This window comes from Flavobacterium omnivorum, assembly GCF_900099915.1.
Taxonomy (GTDB): domain Bacteria; phylum Bacteroidota; class Bacteroidia; order Flavobacteriales; family Flavobacteriaceae; genus Flavobacterium; species Flavobacterium omnivorum.
In genome coordinates, this window is sequence record NZ_FNDB01000001.1 from 206,750 (window position 1) to 222,963 (window position 16,214).

The window sequence follows — 16,214 nt, forward strand, 5'->3', positions numbered from 1 at the left end:
CCCTGATTAAAAATATCTATTTTGGAATGACTGGTAAGGAACGCTTGTACATCGGAGGACTTTCTATTGATTTTGACACTTGTACAAAAAAGAAAGATATTGAAGGAATTAAAGCTATTCTAAAGAAAGTTGAGACGGATCCAGATACTATTGTTGAGATAATAAATAGTTTAAAATTGAACGATTAATTTTTCTATCGAATACTATCGTGAACATGCGTTTGTACACCGTTATTCCACAACGTAAGAATGTCTGTTGCAACCGCTGCGCCACTGCCTGCTGCGATTGACAGTTGGCTTCTCCAGCCTGCTAAAGTTCCAGTTACATAAATCCCTTCAGCCACTTTGTGATCTTTATTTTTTAACTGTATCCTTTGTTTTTCTGGAAGAGATTTTTGGTGAGGTTCAACAAACTGCAACAAACCTTGTATGGAAAAAGTATTTGCGGCACCAACTCCAATTACGATGGTTCTAGTTTTATAGGTAGTTCTATTTGTGGTAATGGTAAATTCCGGAAATTCGCCATCAATTGCAAGGACTTTTTCAGCAGGAATTTGTATCACATGTGGATAGGAATCAGAGAGCTGTTTAGTGCTTGTTTTCAGCAAGTCAGATCCTAGCGTTCCAGCAGGAATTCCGTATGCGTTATTGAATAAAGCTTCTTGAAGAGAAGCTGTTTTTTGATGGGTAAAAACACCAATTTTTTTAGTAGCTACAAAAGATTTGTTTTTTGCGGAACCCAAAACCAGGGCGCATGACATACCTGAAACCCCGCCTCCAATAATTAAAACATCAAACACAATGATTACTTTTCATTGGTTTTTTCTTCGATTCTTTTGGATATTCTAAAGATCAACAAAATCATTACAGCGCAAAAAGACGCCGCTATTCCAATGAAAGCAACAGCACTCTCTCCTTGGAATGGATTTCTAAAATCCAGCAAAGTAATATTAAATAGGATTAGAGCGACTGCTAAAAACACCAAGATGTTAGTGAAAATTTTCATAATACGTTATCGTTTTTGTTTTTCAAGAAACAGATTGTTGGGTTTTTACACTGAAGTAAAACTCCCTAAAATCTAATTGTTTTTAAAGTGTAACATTATGGGGTAAATTTAGGAAAATATATTTTAGACAAACAAACCTTTAACATTCGCAGCGAATAATTTAACAGCAATAGCCAGAAGTACTACACCAAAAGTCTTTCTTATGACTCCAAGGCCATTCTCTCCTAGCATTTTTTCAATTTTTGAGGATGATTTTAAAACAATGTAAACCAAAATAATATTCAAGATTATGGCAATCACAATATTAATTGTGTAAAATTGAGAGCGCAAGGAAAGTAAAGTAGTCATGGTTCCAGCTCCTGCAATCAGTGGAAATGCCAAAGGCACAATGGAGGCTGAGCTTGCTTCTTCATCACGGTAAATCCGTATTCCTAAAATCATTTCTAACGCCAGAAAAAACAAAACAAACGAACCTGCCACTGCAAAAGAGTTTACATCAATTCCAATTAATTTTAAAAGCTCCTCTCCAGCAAAAAGAAAAACAATCATGATGACTGCAGCGACAATAGCGGCTTTTTCAGATTCAATATGTCCGTGTTTTGCCCTTAAATCAACAATAATCGGGATCGATCCCACGATGTCAATTACTGCAAAAAGCACCATTCCAACTGTGATTATTTCTCTAATATCAAATTCCATAATTTCTATTTCTCTTAAATGCAAAAGTATTGAATTTTGTTTGGTTAGAGGCTAGGTAAAATTTTAATTTATGGAAGTAGTTTTTTTGCTGTAAAAAAAGCCTTCTTTTTCTTGTACTATTTTTTAATACAAAACGTAACTATCTGAAAATCAAATTTTAAATTTGTTTTTTTTAAAAAAAGTAGTATTATGAAAAAGATAGTTGGAGTTTGTAGTGTCGTATTTTTAGTGCTTTTTTGCGATGGAGTAGAAGCCCAAATTTTAAAAAAATTGCAAAGAAAAGTAGAAGACAAACTTGCACAGAAAGCAGCGGATAAAGCACAAGAAGAAACGGAAAAATCCTTAGACACCATTTTGAATGCTGACGCCATGGCGATGGCTTATGGTAAAAATAAAGTGGATGCCGCATTAGTTCCAAATTCCTATGCGTTCAGTTGGCAGTATTCCTTAGAAATTCAAAGTGTAAGTGAAAAAGCGATGATTGTAGATTATTTTTTGGAACCTAGTGCGGAATATTTTGGTTTTAAAATGAGAGATTCTCAAGAAATGTTTATGCTTATTGATAATAAAAACAAGTTGATCATTACCACTTTTAAGCAAGAAAGTAAAAAGGTTGCTATCGCAAGTAAAATACCCGATTATTCTGATAAGACAGAGAAAGAGAATGAAAAGGAAAACGAAGCATTTTCATATAAAAAACTTCCCAATAAAATAATTAGGGGTTATAATTGTAAGGGAATTCAAGCTATGAGTAAAGATTTCGCCATGGTTTTTTATTATACCAATGAAGCCGAAGTGAGTCTTTCGGATTTGTTTAGCGCCCAGCAAAAGCAAAAAAATCCAGCTATTTTGTAAAGTTATTTTAAACCAGGAGATAAACCTTTAATGATGACTGCGAGCATGAAAGATTTAAAAAATCAAGGTCAAATTACCACGATGACCTGCATTAGTTTAGATAAAAAAGCCAGTTCATTTGTTAAATCGGATTATACATTCCTGTAATTTGGTTTGTAATTTATCTGGTTTTGTTTGCGAATTTATGATTTGCTGAAGTGCTTGTTTGGATTTCTTTGAATACCTTTGTCAAATGTTTCAACTAGGAAAAACCATCGTCTCAGAAGACTTACTCGAAAAAGATTTTGTTTGTAATTTAACCGCTTGTAAAGGTGCTTGCTGTGTAGACGGCGACGCCGGAGCGCCTTTAAGTCTGGAGGAAACTCAAATCCTCGAATCCATATATCCAAAGATCAAACCGTTTTTACGAAAACAAGGAATTGCTGCTATTGAAGCGCAGGGCACTTGGGTAAAAGGCACCGACGGAGAGCTTGAGACGCCCTTAATTGATAACAAAGATTGCGCCTATGTGATTTTTGATGGTAAAACCGCATTGTGTGGTATTGAGCAAGCGCACAATCAAGGTATTATTGATTGGAAAAAACCAGTTTCTTGTCATTTGTATCCCATTCGTGTAAAAGATTTTACCGAGTTTGCTGCTGTTAACTATGACAAATGGGATATTTGTGATCCAGCGTGTTCTTTAGGTCAAGAACTCGAAGTACCAGTGTATAAATTTGTCAAAGAAGCCTTGGTTAGAAGGTTTGGTGAAGACTGGTATGCTGAGCTTGAAAAGGTAGCTGCAGACCTGAAAAAATAATTTTCAAAAAAACTCTTTTCCTTAGTATTGCATTTTAAAAATCCTATATTTTACGGTACTTCCTAGGTGTTTTAATTTTTTAAATCACTCATTTTGAGTGCTTTAAAATTTGTATGAAAACTATCCTGCTTTTTCTATTTGTTAAAAACTAAACAGGATTGTGAATAAGTTTGGCTTTTAATTTCGGCAATATTTCACAATCTTTGTAACTCACGAAAAACTTAAAATTTCGTTAAAATTTCAAAAAATAAACTATTATATTATGACGCAAGTTGAACCAATTTTACAAGAAAATAAAAATCGTTTTGTGATTTTTCCAATTAAACATCATGATATCTGGGAATGGTATAAGAAAATGGAAGCCAGTTTCTGGACTGCAGAAGAAATAGATTTGTCTCAAGATTTAAATGATTGGAATAACAAACTTTCTGATGAAGAGCGTTATTTTGTGAAGCACATTTTGGCATTTTTTGCTGCTTCAGATGGAATTGTAAATGAAAATTTAGCGGAGAATTTCGTAAACGAAGTACAATACGCCGAAGCAAAATTCTTCTATGGTTTTCAAATCATGATGGAAAATATTCATAGCGAAACCTATTCGCTATTAATTGACACTTATGTAAAAGATGAAGCAGAGAAAGATGAATTGTTCAATGCCTTAGAAGTTTTTCCTGCAATTAAGAAAAAAGCGGACTGGGCTTTGAAATGGATTGAATCGGATTCGTTTGCCGAAAGATTGATTGCATTTGCTGCGGTAGAAGGAATTTTCTTTTCAGGAGCATTTTGTTCTATTTACTGGTTGAAAAAACGCGGATTAATGCCAGGATTGACGTTTTCTAACGAATTGATTTCTCGTGATGAAGGCGTTCACTGCGATTTTGCCGTGCATTTACACAATCATCACTTAGTGAATAAAGTGCCAAAAGAAAGAATAAGAAGTATTATTGTGGATGCTTTGCATATTGAAAGAGAATTTATCACAGAATCACTTCCGGTTAGTTTGATTGGAATGAATGCGGTGTTGATGACACAGTATTTAGAATTTGTTGCTGATAGATTATTAGTTGAATTAGGTTGTGACAGAGAATACAACACGACGAATCCATTTGATTTTATGGATATGATTTCGCTTCAAGGGAAAACAAACTTCTTTGAAAAGAAGGTGGCTGAATATCAAAAGTCAGGAGTAATGAATACGGATACTCAGGCTCAAAAAATATCTTTTGACGCAGATTTTTAATTTTTTTTTAAATTAGTAAGGAATTAAGGTTTGTTAAGTTTTGGCTTAATTTTTCTAAATATCTTAATGTTTTAAAAAAAACATTTTGAAGTCTTAATACTTTACTGAATTTCTTCCTACTACTGTTGCACTAGCCCAGATAGTAGTGGAAATCCTTTCTAGTCCTGAACTTGTTTCAGGATCCTGAAACAATTTCAGGACTAGAAAGATTGCAATGGATAGCTGGAAATAGCTCCAAAAAAGATGCTGAAACAAATTCAGTATAAATTACAAATAACGAAAAACAGCGAAGGGATTTTCTGTTTTTAAAAACAAAAAAAGTATGTACGTAGTAAAAAGAGACGGTCACAAAGAGCCTGTAATGTTTGACAAAATCACGGATAGAATTAAAAAACTATGCTATGGTTTAAATGATTTAGTAGATGCTGTGAAAGTAGCAATGCGAGTAATTGAAGGGCTTTATGATGGAGTTTCTACGTCAGAATTAGATAATTTAGCAGCCGAAACAGCAGCATCCATGACGATTGCGCATCCTGATTATGCACAATTGGCAGCGAGAATTGCGATTTCGAATTTGCATTCCAATACTAAAAAATCATTCTCAGAAACGATGAATGATATGTTCAATTATGTAAATCCGAGAAACGGACAATACGCTCCATTGCTTTCAGAAGAGGTACATAAAGTGATCATGGAAAATGCGGAATTTTTAGATTCGCATGTAATATACAATAGAGATTTCAACTATGATTATTTTGGTTTTAAAACATTAGAGCGTTCCTATTTGCTAAAAATCAACGGTAAAATTGTGGAGCGTCCGCAGCACATGTTGATGCGTGTTTCAGTTGGAATTCACCTAGACGATTTGAAGTCTGTGATTGAAACGTACGACTTAATGTCGAAAAAATTCTTCACCCACGCCACTCCAACGTTATTCAACGCGGGTACACCAAAACCTCAAATGTCTTCTTGTTTCCTTTTGGCGATGCAAGACGATAGTATTGACGGTATTTATGATACGTTGAAACAAACGGCTAAAATTTCTCAATCAGCCGGTGGAATTGGACTTTCTATTCACAATGTTCGTGCAACAGGAAGTTACATTCGTGGTACTAATGGAACTTCAAACGGAATTGTTCCTATGTTGCGAGTATTCAATGATACGGCACGATATGTGGATCAAGGTGGTGGAAAACGCAAAGGAAGTTTTGCGATTTACATCGAGACATGGCATGCTGATATTTTTGAATTCCTAGACTTAAAAAAGAATACCGGAAAAGAAGAAATGCGCGCTAGAGATTTATTCTTTGCCATGTGGACTTCGGATTTATTTATGAAACGTGTGCAGGAAGATAGTTACTGGACTTTGATGTGTCCAAATGAATGTCCTGGATTGTATGACGTTTATGGCGATGAATTTGAAGCGATGTACATTGATTATGAGAAACGTGGAAAAGGTAGAAAAACCATCAAAGCGCATGAATTGTGGGAGAAAATTCTGGAATCGCAAATCGAAACCGGAACGCCTTACATGTTGTACAAAGATGCAGCCAACAGAAAATCAAATCAAAAAAATCTAGGTACCATTCGTTCTTCGAATTTGTGTACAGAGATTATGGAATTTACTTCTAAGGATGAAATCGCGGTTTGTAATCTGGCTTCACTATCCTTGCCGATGTTTGTGGAAGATAAAAAATTCAATCACGATTTGTTTTATACCGTTACCAAGCGCGTAACGAGAAATTTGAATAAGGTAATTGACAGAAATTATTATCCGGTAATTGAAGGAGAAAATTCTAATAAACGCCACAGACCTATTGGGCTAGGTGTACAAGGTTTAGCCGATGCTTTTATTATGTTGCGTTTGCCTTTTACGAGCGACGAAGCAAAAAAACTGAACCAAGAAATTTTTGAAACCTTATATTTTGCAGCGGTAACCGCATCTATGGAAATGGCCAAAGAAGAAGGTCCTTATTCTAGTTTTAAAGGTTCGCCTATATCTCAAGGAGAATTTCAATACAATTTATGGGGATTGAAAGATGAGGAATTATCAGGTCGTTGGGATTGGGCTTCTTTGCGAAAAGAAGTAAAGGAACATGGCGTGAGAAACTCATTATTAGTGGCGCCAATGCCAACCGCTTCAACATCTCAAATTTTGGGTAACAATGAAGCATTTGAACCGTATACTTCTAATATCTATACGAGAAGAGTACTTTCAGGGGAATTTATTGTTGTAAACAAACATCTTTTGCATGATTTAGTAGAACGTGGTTTGTGGAACGAAAACTTGAAACAAGAATTAATGCGTAATAACGGTTCGGTGCAAGACCTTAACATTCCGCAAGACTTGAAAGAACTGTACAAAACCGTTTGGGAAATGTCCATGAAAGACATTATCGATATGTCACGTCAGCGTGGTTATTTTGTGGATCAATCACAATCGTTGAACTTATTCATGCAAAATGCCAATTATTCTAAATTGACATCCATGCATTTCTACGCTTGGCAATCTGGATTGAAAACGGGAATGTATTATTTGAGAACAAAAGCTGCGGTGGATGCAATCAAATTTACATTGAACAATGATAAAAAAGCATTGCCAATTGAAATTAAAGAGCAATCAATCGCTGTTCCTGCAGTTGCAGAAGCAGTAGAAATGACTGCCGATGAATACAGAGCGATGCTTGAATTGTCTAAAAATGCTGGTCCAGACGAATGTGAAATGTGTGGGTCGTAGGTCATTGTGAGGAACGAAGCAAACTCGTTTTAAAACCATTTTGTTGACATCAACAAAATGGTTTTTAAAACAAAAAAGGCAGTTATTGTAATGATAATTGCCTTTTTTTTTGGAGCTGTCTCCCGCTTTCCGTTGCAATCTTTTTATCCGCCGAAAAAAGGCGAATAAAAAGGATTTCCACTTCTATCGGGGCTAAAACATCAAGAGTTAATAGTTTGAATTTGTAAATAATTCACTATATTTGAACTAATTCACATTATAAAGAATCCTTTTATACTAAATGACATGGAAACTAAAGAATTTACTATTACAGATGATTTATTAGCTTCTAAAGGACAAAGATTCCTCAACCTTATAATTGACTTATTTATTGTTTATATGTTCACAGTTGGTATTGGAGCAGCCATAAATATTATCGGTGAACTGACAGGCAATTTTAAATTATCAGAATGGATCACCTCATTAACTATTGTTGAAAATGTAATTTTTGGACTAGTAGTGCTATTTTTTTATTACACGATTATGGAGCTCTATTTTTCAAGAACTTTTGGTAAATATTTTACTAAAACAGTAGTGATAAAGCACAATGGCAGCAAGCCAAAAGTAAAAAGTATTGTTATACGAACATTAGTTCGCCTGATTCCCATTGAAGCTTTTTCATTTTTGTCCGGAAATTCAAGGGGGTGGCATGATACCTTATCAGTTACTTATGTTGTAAATAAGCATGAATTTATTGCAAAAATGAAGTTGTAATCCTTTTCATTTCAGCATTTCGATTTAGAAAGCGGTCATTTTTGGCTGCTTTTTTTATGTCAACTCGTTACTTTTTCTTTATATTCGCTCATTAAAAATTCAGAAATTACAACTATCAAAGATGAACTGGGAACAACTTTTATCATTAAGACGACAAGGCGACAAAGGCAAAAGATTACGTGTGGAACAAGACGATACCCGTTTGGGTTTTGAGGTTGATTATGACCGTATCATTTTCTCAGCCGCTTTTAGGAGTTTACAGGATAAAACGCAGGTTATTCCCTTGTCAAAAACAGATTTTGTACATACCCGATTGACGCATAGTTTAGAGGTTTCGGTTGTAGGTCGTTCTTTGGGACGATTGGTGGGTAAAAAAATCATCGAAAAATATCCCTATCTGAAAGAAGTTCATGGCTATCATATGAATGATTTTGGTGCTATTGTTGCTGCGGCATCTCTGGCGCATGATATTGGGAATCCTCCTTTTGGTCATTCCGGTGAAAAAGCGATTGGTGAATACTTCTCCATAGGGAAAGGACAACAATACAAAGATCAGCTTTCTAATAAAGAATGGCAGGATTTAATAGATTTTGAAGGGAATGCCAATGGTTTTTCAGTGCTTACAGCCAGTCGTCCAGGAATTGAAGGCGGACTTCGAATCTCGTACGCGACCTTAGGTGCTTTTATGAAATATCCGAAAGAAAGTTTACCCAAGAAACCAACGAAAAATATTGCTGATAAAAAATACGGTTTCTTTCAAACCGACAAATCTTTTTTTCAGGAAGTAGCTGCTGATATGGGTTTAATTCCAAATAAATCCGGAGATGATATTGGTTTTGAAAGGCATCCTTTGGCATATTTAGTAGAAGCGGCGGATGATATTTGCTACACAATTATTGATTTTGAAGATGGTATTAATCTTGGATTAGTTTCCGAAGATTTTGCGTTGGAATATCTGATAAAATTGGTAAAAGACAGTATCGATACCTCTAAATATAAAACATTAGAAACCAAAGAGGATAGAATTAGCTATCTGCGTGCTTTAGCAATAGGAAGCTTAATAAATGACGCTGTAAAAGTATTTGTTGAAAATGAAACGTTGATTTTAGATGGAAAATTTCCTTTTGCAGTAATGGATAAAAGTAAATACAAGGCGCAGATGGACGATATAATTAAGATTAGTGTCGATAATATCTATCAAAGCCGCGAAGTAATCGAAAAAGAAATTGTGGGATATCAGATTATTCAAACCTTATTGGATAAATTTATTACCGCTTACAACAATAAATTTAATGGAAATGCGTCTAATTATGATGCATTAATTTTAAAACTATTACCAGAGAAACATCACCTTGAGAAAGAAAATTTATATGGTCGATTACTTCATATCTGCCACTTTATTTCCTTGCTTACGGATGGTAATGCGTTGTTGTTTTATAAAACCATTACGGCTGTAAAAAATTAACAATTGTGCGTTCCATATTAATTTGTTAATGTAGATATAAAAAATTAGTTTTGTTTTTAGATTAATTTATTGACTAATTAATAATTTTTTATGAAAAAAAATATACTTTTTTTACTTTTTTTAATACCATTATTTGCTTTATCGCAATCGAATAGAGAAATTATTCAGCAATATCTAACTACTCCGAGTGCGAAAAGTATTATTTCAAATCGTGATTTTAACGATTGGGTAATTCAGAGTGAAGGCGGAACTACGACTTCTGGAATCCAAAATTGTTATGTTATTCAGCGTTACCAAGGAATTGAAATTTTTAGGGCAGTTTCTAACTTTTCTTTAAAAAATACAAAAGTAATTGATGTTCAAAAACGAATAGTTGATAATGTCTCGCAGAAAGTAAATGCAACAAATCCAACTTTACTAGCAACGGATGCTCTATTGAAAGCCTATTTTCATTTGGGGATAAGCACCAATACTACTTTTGCCGTTTTAAATAAAGTAGAGTCGAATAAGTTTAAGATAAGTGATGGTACGACTACTAATGAACCGGTAATTGCTACTTTAGTTTATCATCAGGCTAAAGACAATAAATTGGTCTTGGCATGGGATTTCACCATTCACACGCCAAAGCATGATCATCTGTGGAGCGTTAGAATTGATGCGTTAAATGGTAAAATGTTGGAGAAAAACGATTTAGTTGTTTCGTGCAGTTTCCATCAAGGTCAAGCCTTTTCGGTGACAAAAAAATCGCAAATTGAAAATTTAGGTGCAACTCCTAAACAAATTTATACAGGGCCATCTTCTTTTGTACCTGGAGGTGCTTATCGTGTAATTCCATTTAATTTTGAAAGTCCAAGCCATGGTCCTTTCCAATTAATTTCGAATCCTTCAGATGCTAAGGCATCTCCTTATGGCTGGCATGACATTAACGGTCAAGTTGGTCCAGATTATACGATAACCCGAGGTAATAATGTGTGGGCCAAAGATGATTTTAAAGCAGCTAATATTGATGATGGAGCGAGCCCGGATGGCGGTGTAGACTTAGTGTTTGATTTTCCTTATGGAGGAACAAGTATAGCCGCATCCACGTATATTGATGCAGCTAATACCAATCTTTTTTACATGAATAACGTAATGCATGATGTCTGGTATCAGTATGGTTTTGATGAAGCTAGTGGTAATTTTCAAGAAAACAATTATGAGCGTGGTGGAAAGGCGGGAGATTATGTAAATGCGGAAGCTCAAGATGGTTCGGCAGCGACACCTCCTAGTTTGAACAATGCAAATTTTTCTTCTCCTGTAGATGGTAGTAGAGGTAGAATGCAAATGTTTTTGTGGAATAGAGGTCCTGAAATAAAGCCTTTAATCATTAATTCACCATCAAGTTTGGCAGGAAATTATGTGGCAACTCAAAACGCTTTCAGTCCAGGACGCATTGATTTGCCTATCGCACCTCAATTTTTACAATCTGATTTGGTTTTATATTTAGACAGTTCTGGTGGCACATCGGAAGCATGTGTAACTCCTTCCAATAGAGCGGCTTTAAATGGTAAAATTGTCATACTTAGAAGAGGGAGCTGTAATTTTGTGATCAAAGTAAAATCAGCCCAAAATGCTGGAGCGATTGCTGTTATTGTAGTGAATAATGTGGAGGGAAATTTTTCGATGTCAGGTGCCGATGCAGCAATTACGATACCCGCAATTAGCGTTGATAACATTATTGGGGAAGATATAATTAACCAAATGACGACAGCCCCTGTAAATGTAAAAATACAAACACAATCTACACCATTTGTTAATGCGGATGGGGATTTTGATAATGGTATAATTGCGCATGAGTACGGACATGGAATCTCGATCCGTTTAGCTGGTGGAAGTAATAATTCTAGTTGTTTAAATAATAAGGACCAAATGGGCGAAGGTTGGTCTGATTGGTTTGCATTAATGATGCAGTTGAAACCGGGAGATTTTGGTGGTGCAAAAAGAGGAATCGGTACGTTTGTTTCTTCTCAAGCTCCGGATGGATTGGGAATTAGAAATTACGTGTACTCAACGGATAGAGCTAATAATCCGATGACTTACGCATTTACCAATAATTTTCAATCATTCGACACTAATGGTGTTGAAGAAACTTCTGTTCACGGAGTAGGATCTGTTTGGGCCACTATGCTTTGGGATTTAACGTGGGCCTATATCAATAAATATGGGTATGATAATAATAAATATAGTGGTGTCGGTGGAAATAACAAACTAATGCGAATTGTTTTAGATGGTCTTAAATTACAGCCTTGTAGTCCAACCTTTGTAGATGCCAGAAATGCAATTTTAGCAGCTGATCAAGCCATAACAGGAGGAAAAGATTATTGTATGATTTGGGAAGTTTTCGCAGCTCGAGGTTTAGGGGTGAATGCATCAGCAGGTAGTACAAATGTAGGTAATGATCAAATTGAAGATTTTACGAGACCATCTGCCGGACCAAACTGTTCGTTAGCTGTTGTTGATGTTGATAATACTAATGTCATGAGTGTTTTTCCAAATCCATCTAACGGAAATATTACAGTGCGAATTAACAACTACAGTGGTACGGTCGATATTAAAGTAGTTGATATTTTAGGAAGAGAAGTTTATTCTATCACTAAAGAAGATTTTAACAACGAAAAAATGTTTAATTTAAACCAACTCACTCCAGGTATTTATATAATGGACATTAAAGGAGAAGGATTGAACTACACAGAGAAAATCATCATAAAGTAATTTTAATAAAAAAGTCCTGAAATGAAAATGCCCTAATAAGTGTCTAACTTTTTGGGGCGTGTTCAATAACTTTCAGGACTTTTTTATTTAAAATATATATTCTATTCCAACCCCAATAGCTTGTCTTATTTGCATTTTTGGTCCCTCAGTTACTTGTACTCCTGCGATTTCTCTTTTTGATTTGATGTCGTCATCGTAAATTACGTGTGCTCCAATATTAGCTTTAACATATTGATTTACCACGAGTTCTACTTGTAAATCACAATCGATATCTACATTTCCAAAGCGATTTACATAATCAGAATATAAACTCAACCGATTTTCTAAAATGATATTTTTGAAAATCTCTTTTTTGTATTTATTAGTAATTAAAAAACCAAGTTCAATTTTTGATTTTTCTCCTTCTGTAAGTAGATTTCCATCTAAATCATAAGTGGCTTTAGGAACGCCAAAGGCTCCTTGGTCAGCAAGTCTTTGATCTAAAACTAGGGTAGTTTTAAAGGTAAATGGCGAGATATAAAATGTTCTTCTCTTTTCTTTATCTATGTTTTCAGCACCTATTCCCATAAAAATGTATGCGGGTGCAAAAGGTTTTGAGATGGCTTTTTCCGTATTTGGATAGGCATAACCATTAGTGAATTGCGTATTGAAATTAAATTTAGCCGAATGGAACCAATTAGATAGCGTGTCTTTTCGATAGCCAAAAGTAGAGTTAAACTGAATCGCATCTTCTGTTTTTCGTAAGTCTATTCCGTCTTGTTTATTCAAACCATATTTAAAAATTAGTTCGTTTGACCAATTGTAATTACTTCGGTTATAAACTCTGTGGAATTTACCTTTAAATAATCCTGAAATCGAACTAGTTCCTCCGGCACTCCAATTGATAAATGCGACTTCAGAAATATCAAACCCTAAGCTGTTTTTTTTACTCCAATAGGTTAAGGGAAGGTAATGCGTTTTAGTTTGTATTTTGAGTGGTACATTTAGCGATTTTTTTGCGCCAAATACTGTAATGGCAGGTCTAATCGTATCGTATAAAAATATTTTTGTTACTTCTTGAGACAAACAATTAAAAGAGATGGAGCAGGTAAGGAATAGTAGTGTGTAGGTTAACAATTTCATTTCTGGGTAGTTATACGGATTATAGTTGTTTTTCAGTCAATAATTTGCTTCTACAATACCGATGTGCAATGAAAACAGGTCACTATATACTGGGATATATTGAATTCATCACCGATTTTGTTTAAGAGGGCAAAATAATTATTTTAATAGTTTGAAAAAAGGATTTCAAGACTTTTAACGTCAATTTTGCAGTATTGTTGTAATTCAGCTACAGTTCCCTGTTCTATAAATTCATCTGGAATACCAAGAACGGTTATTTTTGAGGTATAATTATTTTCAGATGCAAATTCAAGAATCGCACTCCCAAAACCTCCTTTTACAGTCCCGTCTTCAATCGTTACTATTGTATTGAAGCTATTGAATAGGGTATGTAATTCCTTTTCATCTAGTGGCTTCACAAAGGGAAAATCATAATGTGCAATAGTTTCTGGATGTTGCATTTTGGCTATAGCCAAAGTAACATTGTTACCGATGCTCCCATTTGATAAGACAGCAATTCTTGAGCCTTTCTTCTTGCAAATGCTTCTACCGATTTCTATTTCTTGATACTTTCCTAAATTTGTAGCTTGCCAATTAGTAACTACACCACGTCCTCGTGGATACCGAATCGCGATTGGATTATTTAATCCTAATTGGGCTGTATATAAAATATTTTGTAACGCAATTTCGTTGCTAGGGGCATACACAATTATATTGGGAATACAACGCAAGTAGGCTATATCAAAAACACCGTGATGTGTTGCTCCGTCTTCTCCCACTAAACCCGCTCTATCCAAACAAAAAATTACTGGAAGATTTTGTAAAGCCACATCATGAATCACTTGGTCGTATGCTCTTTGTAAAAAGGTAGAATAAATATTGCAATAAACGATCATTCCTTGGGTTGCCATTCCTGCGGCTAAAGTTACCGCATGTTGTTCTGCAATTCCAACATCAAACGCCCGTTTAGGGAATTCATCCATCATAAATTTTAAGGAGGAGCCAGAAGGCATCGCAGGTGTAATCCCTATAATTTTTTCGTTTTTTCTAGCTAAATCTAAAATAGTCAAGCCAAAAACATCTTGATATTTAGGAGGTAAATTTTCTTCGGATTTGGGCTGAAGCGCTCCAGTTGTAGCATCAAATTTTCCAGGAGCATGATAAATTACCTGGTTTTCTTCGGCTTGTTGTAATCCTTTACCCTTCGTTGTGATGATGTGAAGGAACTTGGGTCCTTTTATTTTTTGTAAACGTTTCAATTCTTTAATTACGGCAAAAATATCATGACCGTCAATAGGTCCCGAATAATCAAAATTCAATGATTTAATCATGTTATTCTGTCTCGGATTTTTTCCCGCTTTTACTGCAGTCAAATATTGTTTCAACGCGCCTACGCTGGGATCAATACCAATAGCATTATCATTTAGAATGACTAATAAATTAGCATCAGTAACTCCGGCGTGATTTAAGCCTTCAAAAGCCATTCCAGAGGCTATCGATGCATCGCCAATGATTGCAATATGGTGTTTGTTGTAATCTCCTTTTAAATTAGAAGCTATTGCCATTCCCAATGCTGCCGAAATAGAAGTAGAGGAGTGGCCTACGCCAAAGGCATCATAAATACTTTCACTTCTTTTTGGGAAGCCGGAAATGCCACCCAACTGCCTGTTGGTGTGAAAATTATCTCTTCTTTCTGTTAGTATTTTGTGTCCGTAAGCCTGATGACCAACATCCCAAACCAATAAATCATTTGGAGTGTCAAATACATAATGCAAGGCGATTGTAAGTTCTACAACACCTAAACTGGCTCCTAAATGCCCCTCTTTGACGGCGACAATATCGATAATGAAGTTGCGCAACTCTTGAGCTACTTGAGGTAGTTGCGTTTCCTCTAGCTTGCGTAAATCGGCGGGGTTGTTTAAGTTTGAAAGTAAATTAGCTGACATAAAGCAAATATACGATTTGGAATTGTATTTTTACATTCGATAAAAAAACTTGTTCTACAAAGAATTTAAATTTGCAAAATTTGCCTTCAATACCATGATAAATCCCTTCACTGACGAATATTTCATGAAAAAAGCGTTGCAGGAAGCTGTCGTGGCTTTTGAGAAAGAGGAAATTCCTGTAGGCGCCGTTATTGTCATTGATAATAAAGTGATTGCCAGCAGTCATAATTTAACCGAATTACTTCATGACGTTACAGCTCATGCGGAGATGCAATCTATTACTGCTGCTGCCAATTATCTTGGCGGGAAATATTTGATTGGTTGCACGCTTTATGTCACATTGGAACCTTGTCAGATGTGTGCAGGCGCTTTGTATTGGAGTCAGATTTCGAGAATCGTATATGGTGCCACAGATGAAAATCGTGGTTTTATAAAAATGGGAACGCAATTGCATCCTAAAACTAAAGTAGTTAGTGGCGTTTTAGCTGATGAAGCGGCTGATTTAATGAAGCGTTTTTTTATAGAAAAACGAAAGTGAACTAACAGCTTTCCTTAATGTTCCGAGTAATAATTCGTTGTCTATGCTGGTTTTTTTGAAGCCTAATGTAAAAACAGTGTCTTAAAAACCCGTTTCGCTTAAGGCTGAAGGATTTAGTGTTGTCGAGTTCTTTAGAGATTTAGAATTCTGATTGTTTTTTAGAAGACTTTTTAATTTTTCTTGTTTTGTTTCTATAATACCTTATTTTCCCTATTCTTTTGAAGCTATTTTTATTGCTTTCTGTACTTCTCTTGACAATTTTGCTATTACAACCTTTTTGTTGTTTTGAAAAAGTGGTTTGACCGTTGTTAATTTGAGACTTTTA

General features: G+C 35.1%; 14 protein-coding genes. 9 read left to right on the forward strand and 5 right to left on the reverse strand.

Annotated features, from left to right (window positions below):
- The first annotated feature begins 26 nt into the window (after positions 1 to 26).
- Positions 27 to 188, forward strand: coding sequence for a hypothetical protein (locus BLS90_RS16735; RefSeq protein ID WP_175455408.1), 162 nt, complete (start codon positions 27 to 29; stop codon positions 186 to 188).
- A 5-nt stretch (positions 189 to 193) separates the two neighbouring features.
- On the opposite strand, the gene BLS90_RS00975 is transcribed toward BLS90_RS16735, so the two are convergent.
- From BLS90_RS00975 to BLS90_RS00985, 3 genes are all read right to left on the reverse strand, one after another.
- Positions 194 to 799 carry an FAD-dependent oxidoreductase gene (locus BLS90_RS00975; protein ID WP_091253979.1) on the reverse strand — a complete coding sequence of 202 codons (606 nt, stop codon included), beginning with the start codon at positions 797 to 799 and terminating at the stop codon, positions 194 to 196.
- Positions 800 to 804: 5 nt separating this feature from the next.
- Complete coding sequence (locus BLS90_RS00980) at positions 805 to 1,005, reverse strand: hypothetical protein (RefSeq protein WP_091253982.1); 201 nt, start codon at positions 1,003 to 1,005, stop codon at positions 805 to 807.
- Positions 1,006 to 1,128: 123 nt separating this feature from the next.
- The gene (locus BLS90_RS00985) at positions 1,129 to 1,704 is read right to left on the reverse strand and encodes a MarC family protein (RefSeq protein WP_394331016.1); all 576 of its coding nucleotides are present in this window, start codon (positions 1,702 to 1,704) and stop codon (positions 1,129 to 1,131) included.
- A 189-nt stretch (positions 1,705 to 1,893) separates the two neighbouring features.
- On the opposite strand from BLS90_RS00985, the gene BLS90_RS00990 reads away from it, so the two are divergent.
- The 7 genes from BLS90_RS00990 (at position 1,894) to BLS90_RS01020 (ending at position 12,304) form a co-directional block, all read left to right on the forward strand.
- Positions 1,894 to 2,559, forward strand: a complete 666-nt coding sequence (locus tag BLS90_RS00990) for a hypothetical protein (protein ID WP_091253985.1) — start codon at positions 1,894 to 1,896, stop codon at positions 2,557 to 2,559.
- Between the two features lie 232 nt (positions 2,560 to 2,791).
- The gene (locus BLS90_RS00995; protein WP_091253989.1) at positions 2,792 to 3,358 is read left to right on the forward strand and encodes a DUF3109 family protein; all 567 of its coding nucleotides are present in this window, start codon (positions 2,792 to 2,794) and stop codon (positions 3,356 to 3,358) included.
- A gap of 262 nt (positions 3,359 to 3,620) precedes the next feature.
- Positions 3,621 to 4,598, forward strand: coding sequence for a ribonucleotide-diphosphate reductase subunit beta (locus BLS90_RS01000; RefSeq protein WP_091253992.1), 978 nt, complete (start codon positions 3,621 to 3,623; stop codon positions 4,596 to 4,598).
- A gap of 322 nt (positions 4,599 to 4,920) precedes the next feature.
- Positions 4,921 to 7,335, forward strand: a complete 2,415-nt coding sequence (locus BLS90_RS01005) for a ribonucleoside-diphosphate reductase subunit alpha (protein ID WP_091253996.1) — start codon at positions 4,921 to 4,923, stop codon at positions 7,333 to 7,335.
- Positions 7,336 to 7,620: 285 nt separating this feature from the next.
- On the forward strand, positions 7,621 to 8,088 hold the full coding sequence (locus BLS90_RS01010; RefSeq protein ID WP_091253998.1) for an RDD family protein: 468 nt from the start codon (positions 7,621 to 7,623) through the stop codon (positions 8,086 to 8,088).
- A gap of 121 nt (positions 8,089 to 8,209) precedes the next feature.
- The gene (gene dgt / locus BLS90_RS01015) at positions 8,210 to 9,553 is read left to right on the forward strand and encodes a dGTP triphosphohydrolase (protein WP_091254000.1); all 1,344 of its coding nucleotides are present in this window, start codon (positions 8,210 to 8,212) and stop codon (positions 9,551 to 9,553) included.
- Positions 9,554 to 9,643: 90 nt separating this feature from the next.
- Entirely contained in the window at positions 9,644 to 12,304 is a 2,661-nt protein-coding gene (locus BLS90_RS01020) for a T9SS-dependent M36 family metallopeptidase (protein ID WP_091254001.1), read from the forward strand.
- 87 nt (positions 12,305 to 12,391) lie between these two features.
- On the opposite strand, the gene BLS90_RS01025 is transcribed toward BLS90_RS01020, so the two are convergent.
- Positions 12,392 to 13,426, reverse strand: coding sequence for a DUF3078 domain-containing protein (locus BLS90_RS01025; protein ID WP_091254004.1), 1,035 nt, complete (start codon positions 13,424 to 13,426; stop codon positions 12,392 to 12,394).
- A 143-nt stretch (positions 13,427 to 13,569) separates the two neighbouring features.
- Positions 13,570 to 15,351 (reverse strand): 1-deoxy-D-xylulose-5-phosphate synthase, encoded by a 1,782-nt coding sequence (locus BLS90_RS01030; RefSeq protein ID WP_091254009.1) that lies wholly within the window; start codon positions 15,349 to 15,351, stop codon positions 13,570 to 13,572.
- A gap of 94 nt (positions 15,352 to 15,445) precedes the next feature.
- Between BLS90_RS01030 and BLS90_RS01035 the strand changes: the two genes are divergently transcribed.
- Entirely contained in the window at positions 15,446 to 15,889 is a 444-nt protein-coding gene (locus BLS90_RS01035; RefSeq protein ID WP_091254625.1) for a nucleoside deaminase, read from the forward strand.
- Positions 15,890 to 16,214: the final 325 nt, after the last annotated feature.

Coding starts and splice junctions, on each gene's coding strand:
- BLS90_RS16735 (WP_175455408.1), top strand. CDS start 27: ATGACTGGTAAGGAACGCTTGTACATCGGAGGACTTTCTATTGATTTT.
- BLS90_RS00980 (WP_091253982.1), bottom strand. CDS start 1,005: ATGAAAATTTTCACTAACATCTTGGTGTTTTTAGCAGTCGCTCTAATC.
- BLS90_RS00985 (WP_394331016.1), bottom strand. CDS start 1,704: ATGGAATTTGATATTAGAGAAATAATCACAGTTGGAATGGTGCTTTTT.
- BLS90_RS00990 (WP_091253985.1), top strand. CDS start 1,894: ATGAAAAAGATAGTTGGAGTTTGTAGTGTCGTATTTTTAGTGCTTTTT.
- BLS90_RS00995 (WP_091253989.1), top strand. CDS start 2,792: ATGTTTCAACTAGGAAAAACCATCGTCTCAGAAGACTTACTCGAAAAA.
- BLS90_RS01000 (WP_091253992.1), top strand. CDS start 3,621: ATGACGCAAGTTGAACCAATTTTACAAGAAAATAAAAATCGTTTTGTG.
- BLS90_RS01005 (WP_091253996.1), top strand. CDS start 4,921: ATGTACGTAGTAAAAAGAGACGGTCACAAAGAGCCTGTAATGTTTGAC.
- BLS90_RS01010 (WP_091253998.1), top strand. CDS start 7,621: ATGGAAACTAAAGAATTTACTATTACAGATGATTTATTAGCTTCTAAA.
- dgt (WP_091254000.1), top strand. CDS start 8,210: ATGAACTGGGAACAACTTTTATCATTAAGACGACAAGGCGACAAAGGC.
- BLS90_RS01020 (WP_091254001.1), top strand. CDS start 9,644: ATGAAAAAAAATATACTTTTTTTACTTTTTTTAATACCATTATTTGCT.
- BLS90_RS01025 (WP_091254004.1), bottom strand. CDS start 13,426: ATGAAATTGTTAACCTACACACTACTATTCCTTACCTGCTCCATCTCT.
- BLS90_RS01030 (WP_091254009.1), bottom strand. CDS start 15,351: ATGTCAGCTAATTTACTTTCAAACTTAAACAACCCCGCCGATTTACGC.
- BLS90_RS01035 (WP_091254625.1), top strand. CDS start 15,446: ATGATAAATCCCTTCACTGACGAATATTTCATGAAAAAAGCGTTGCAG.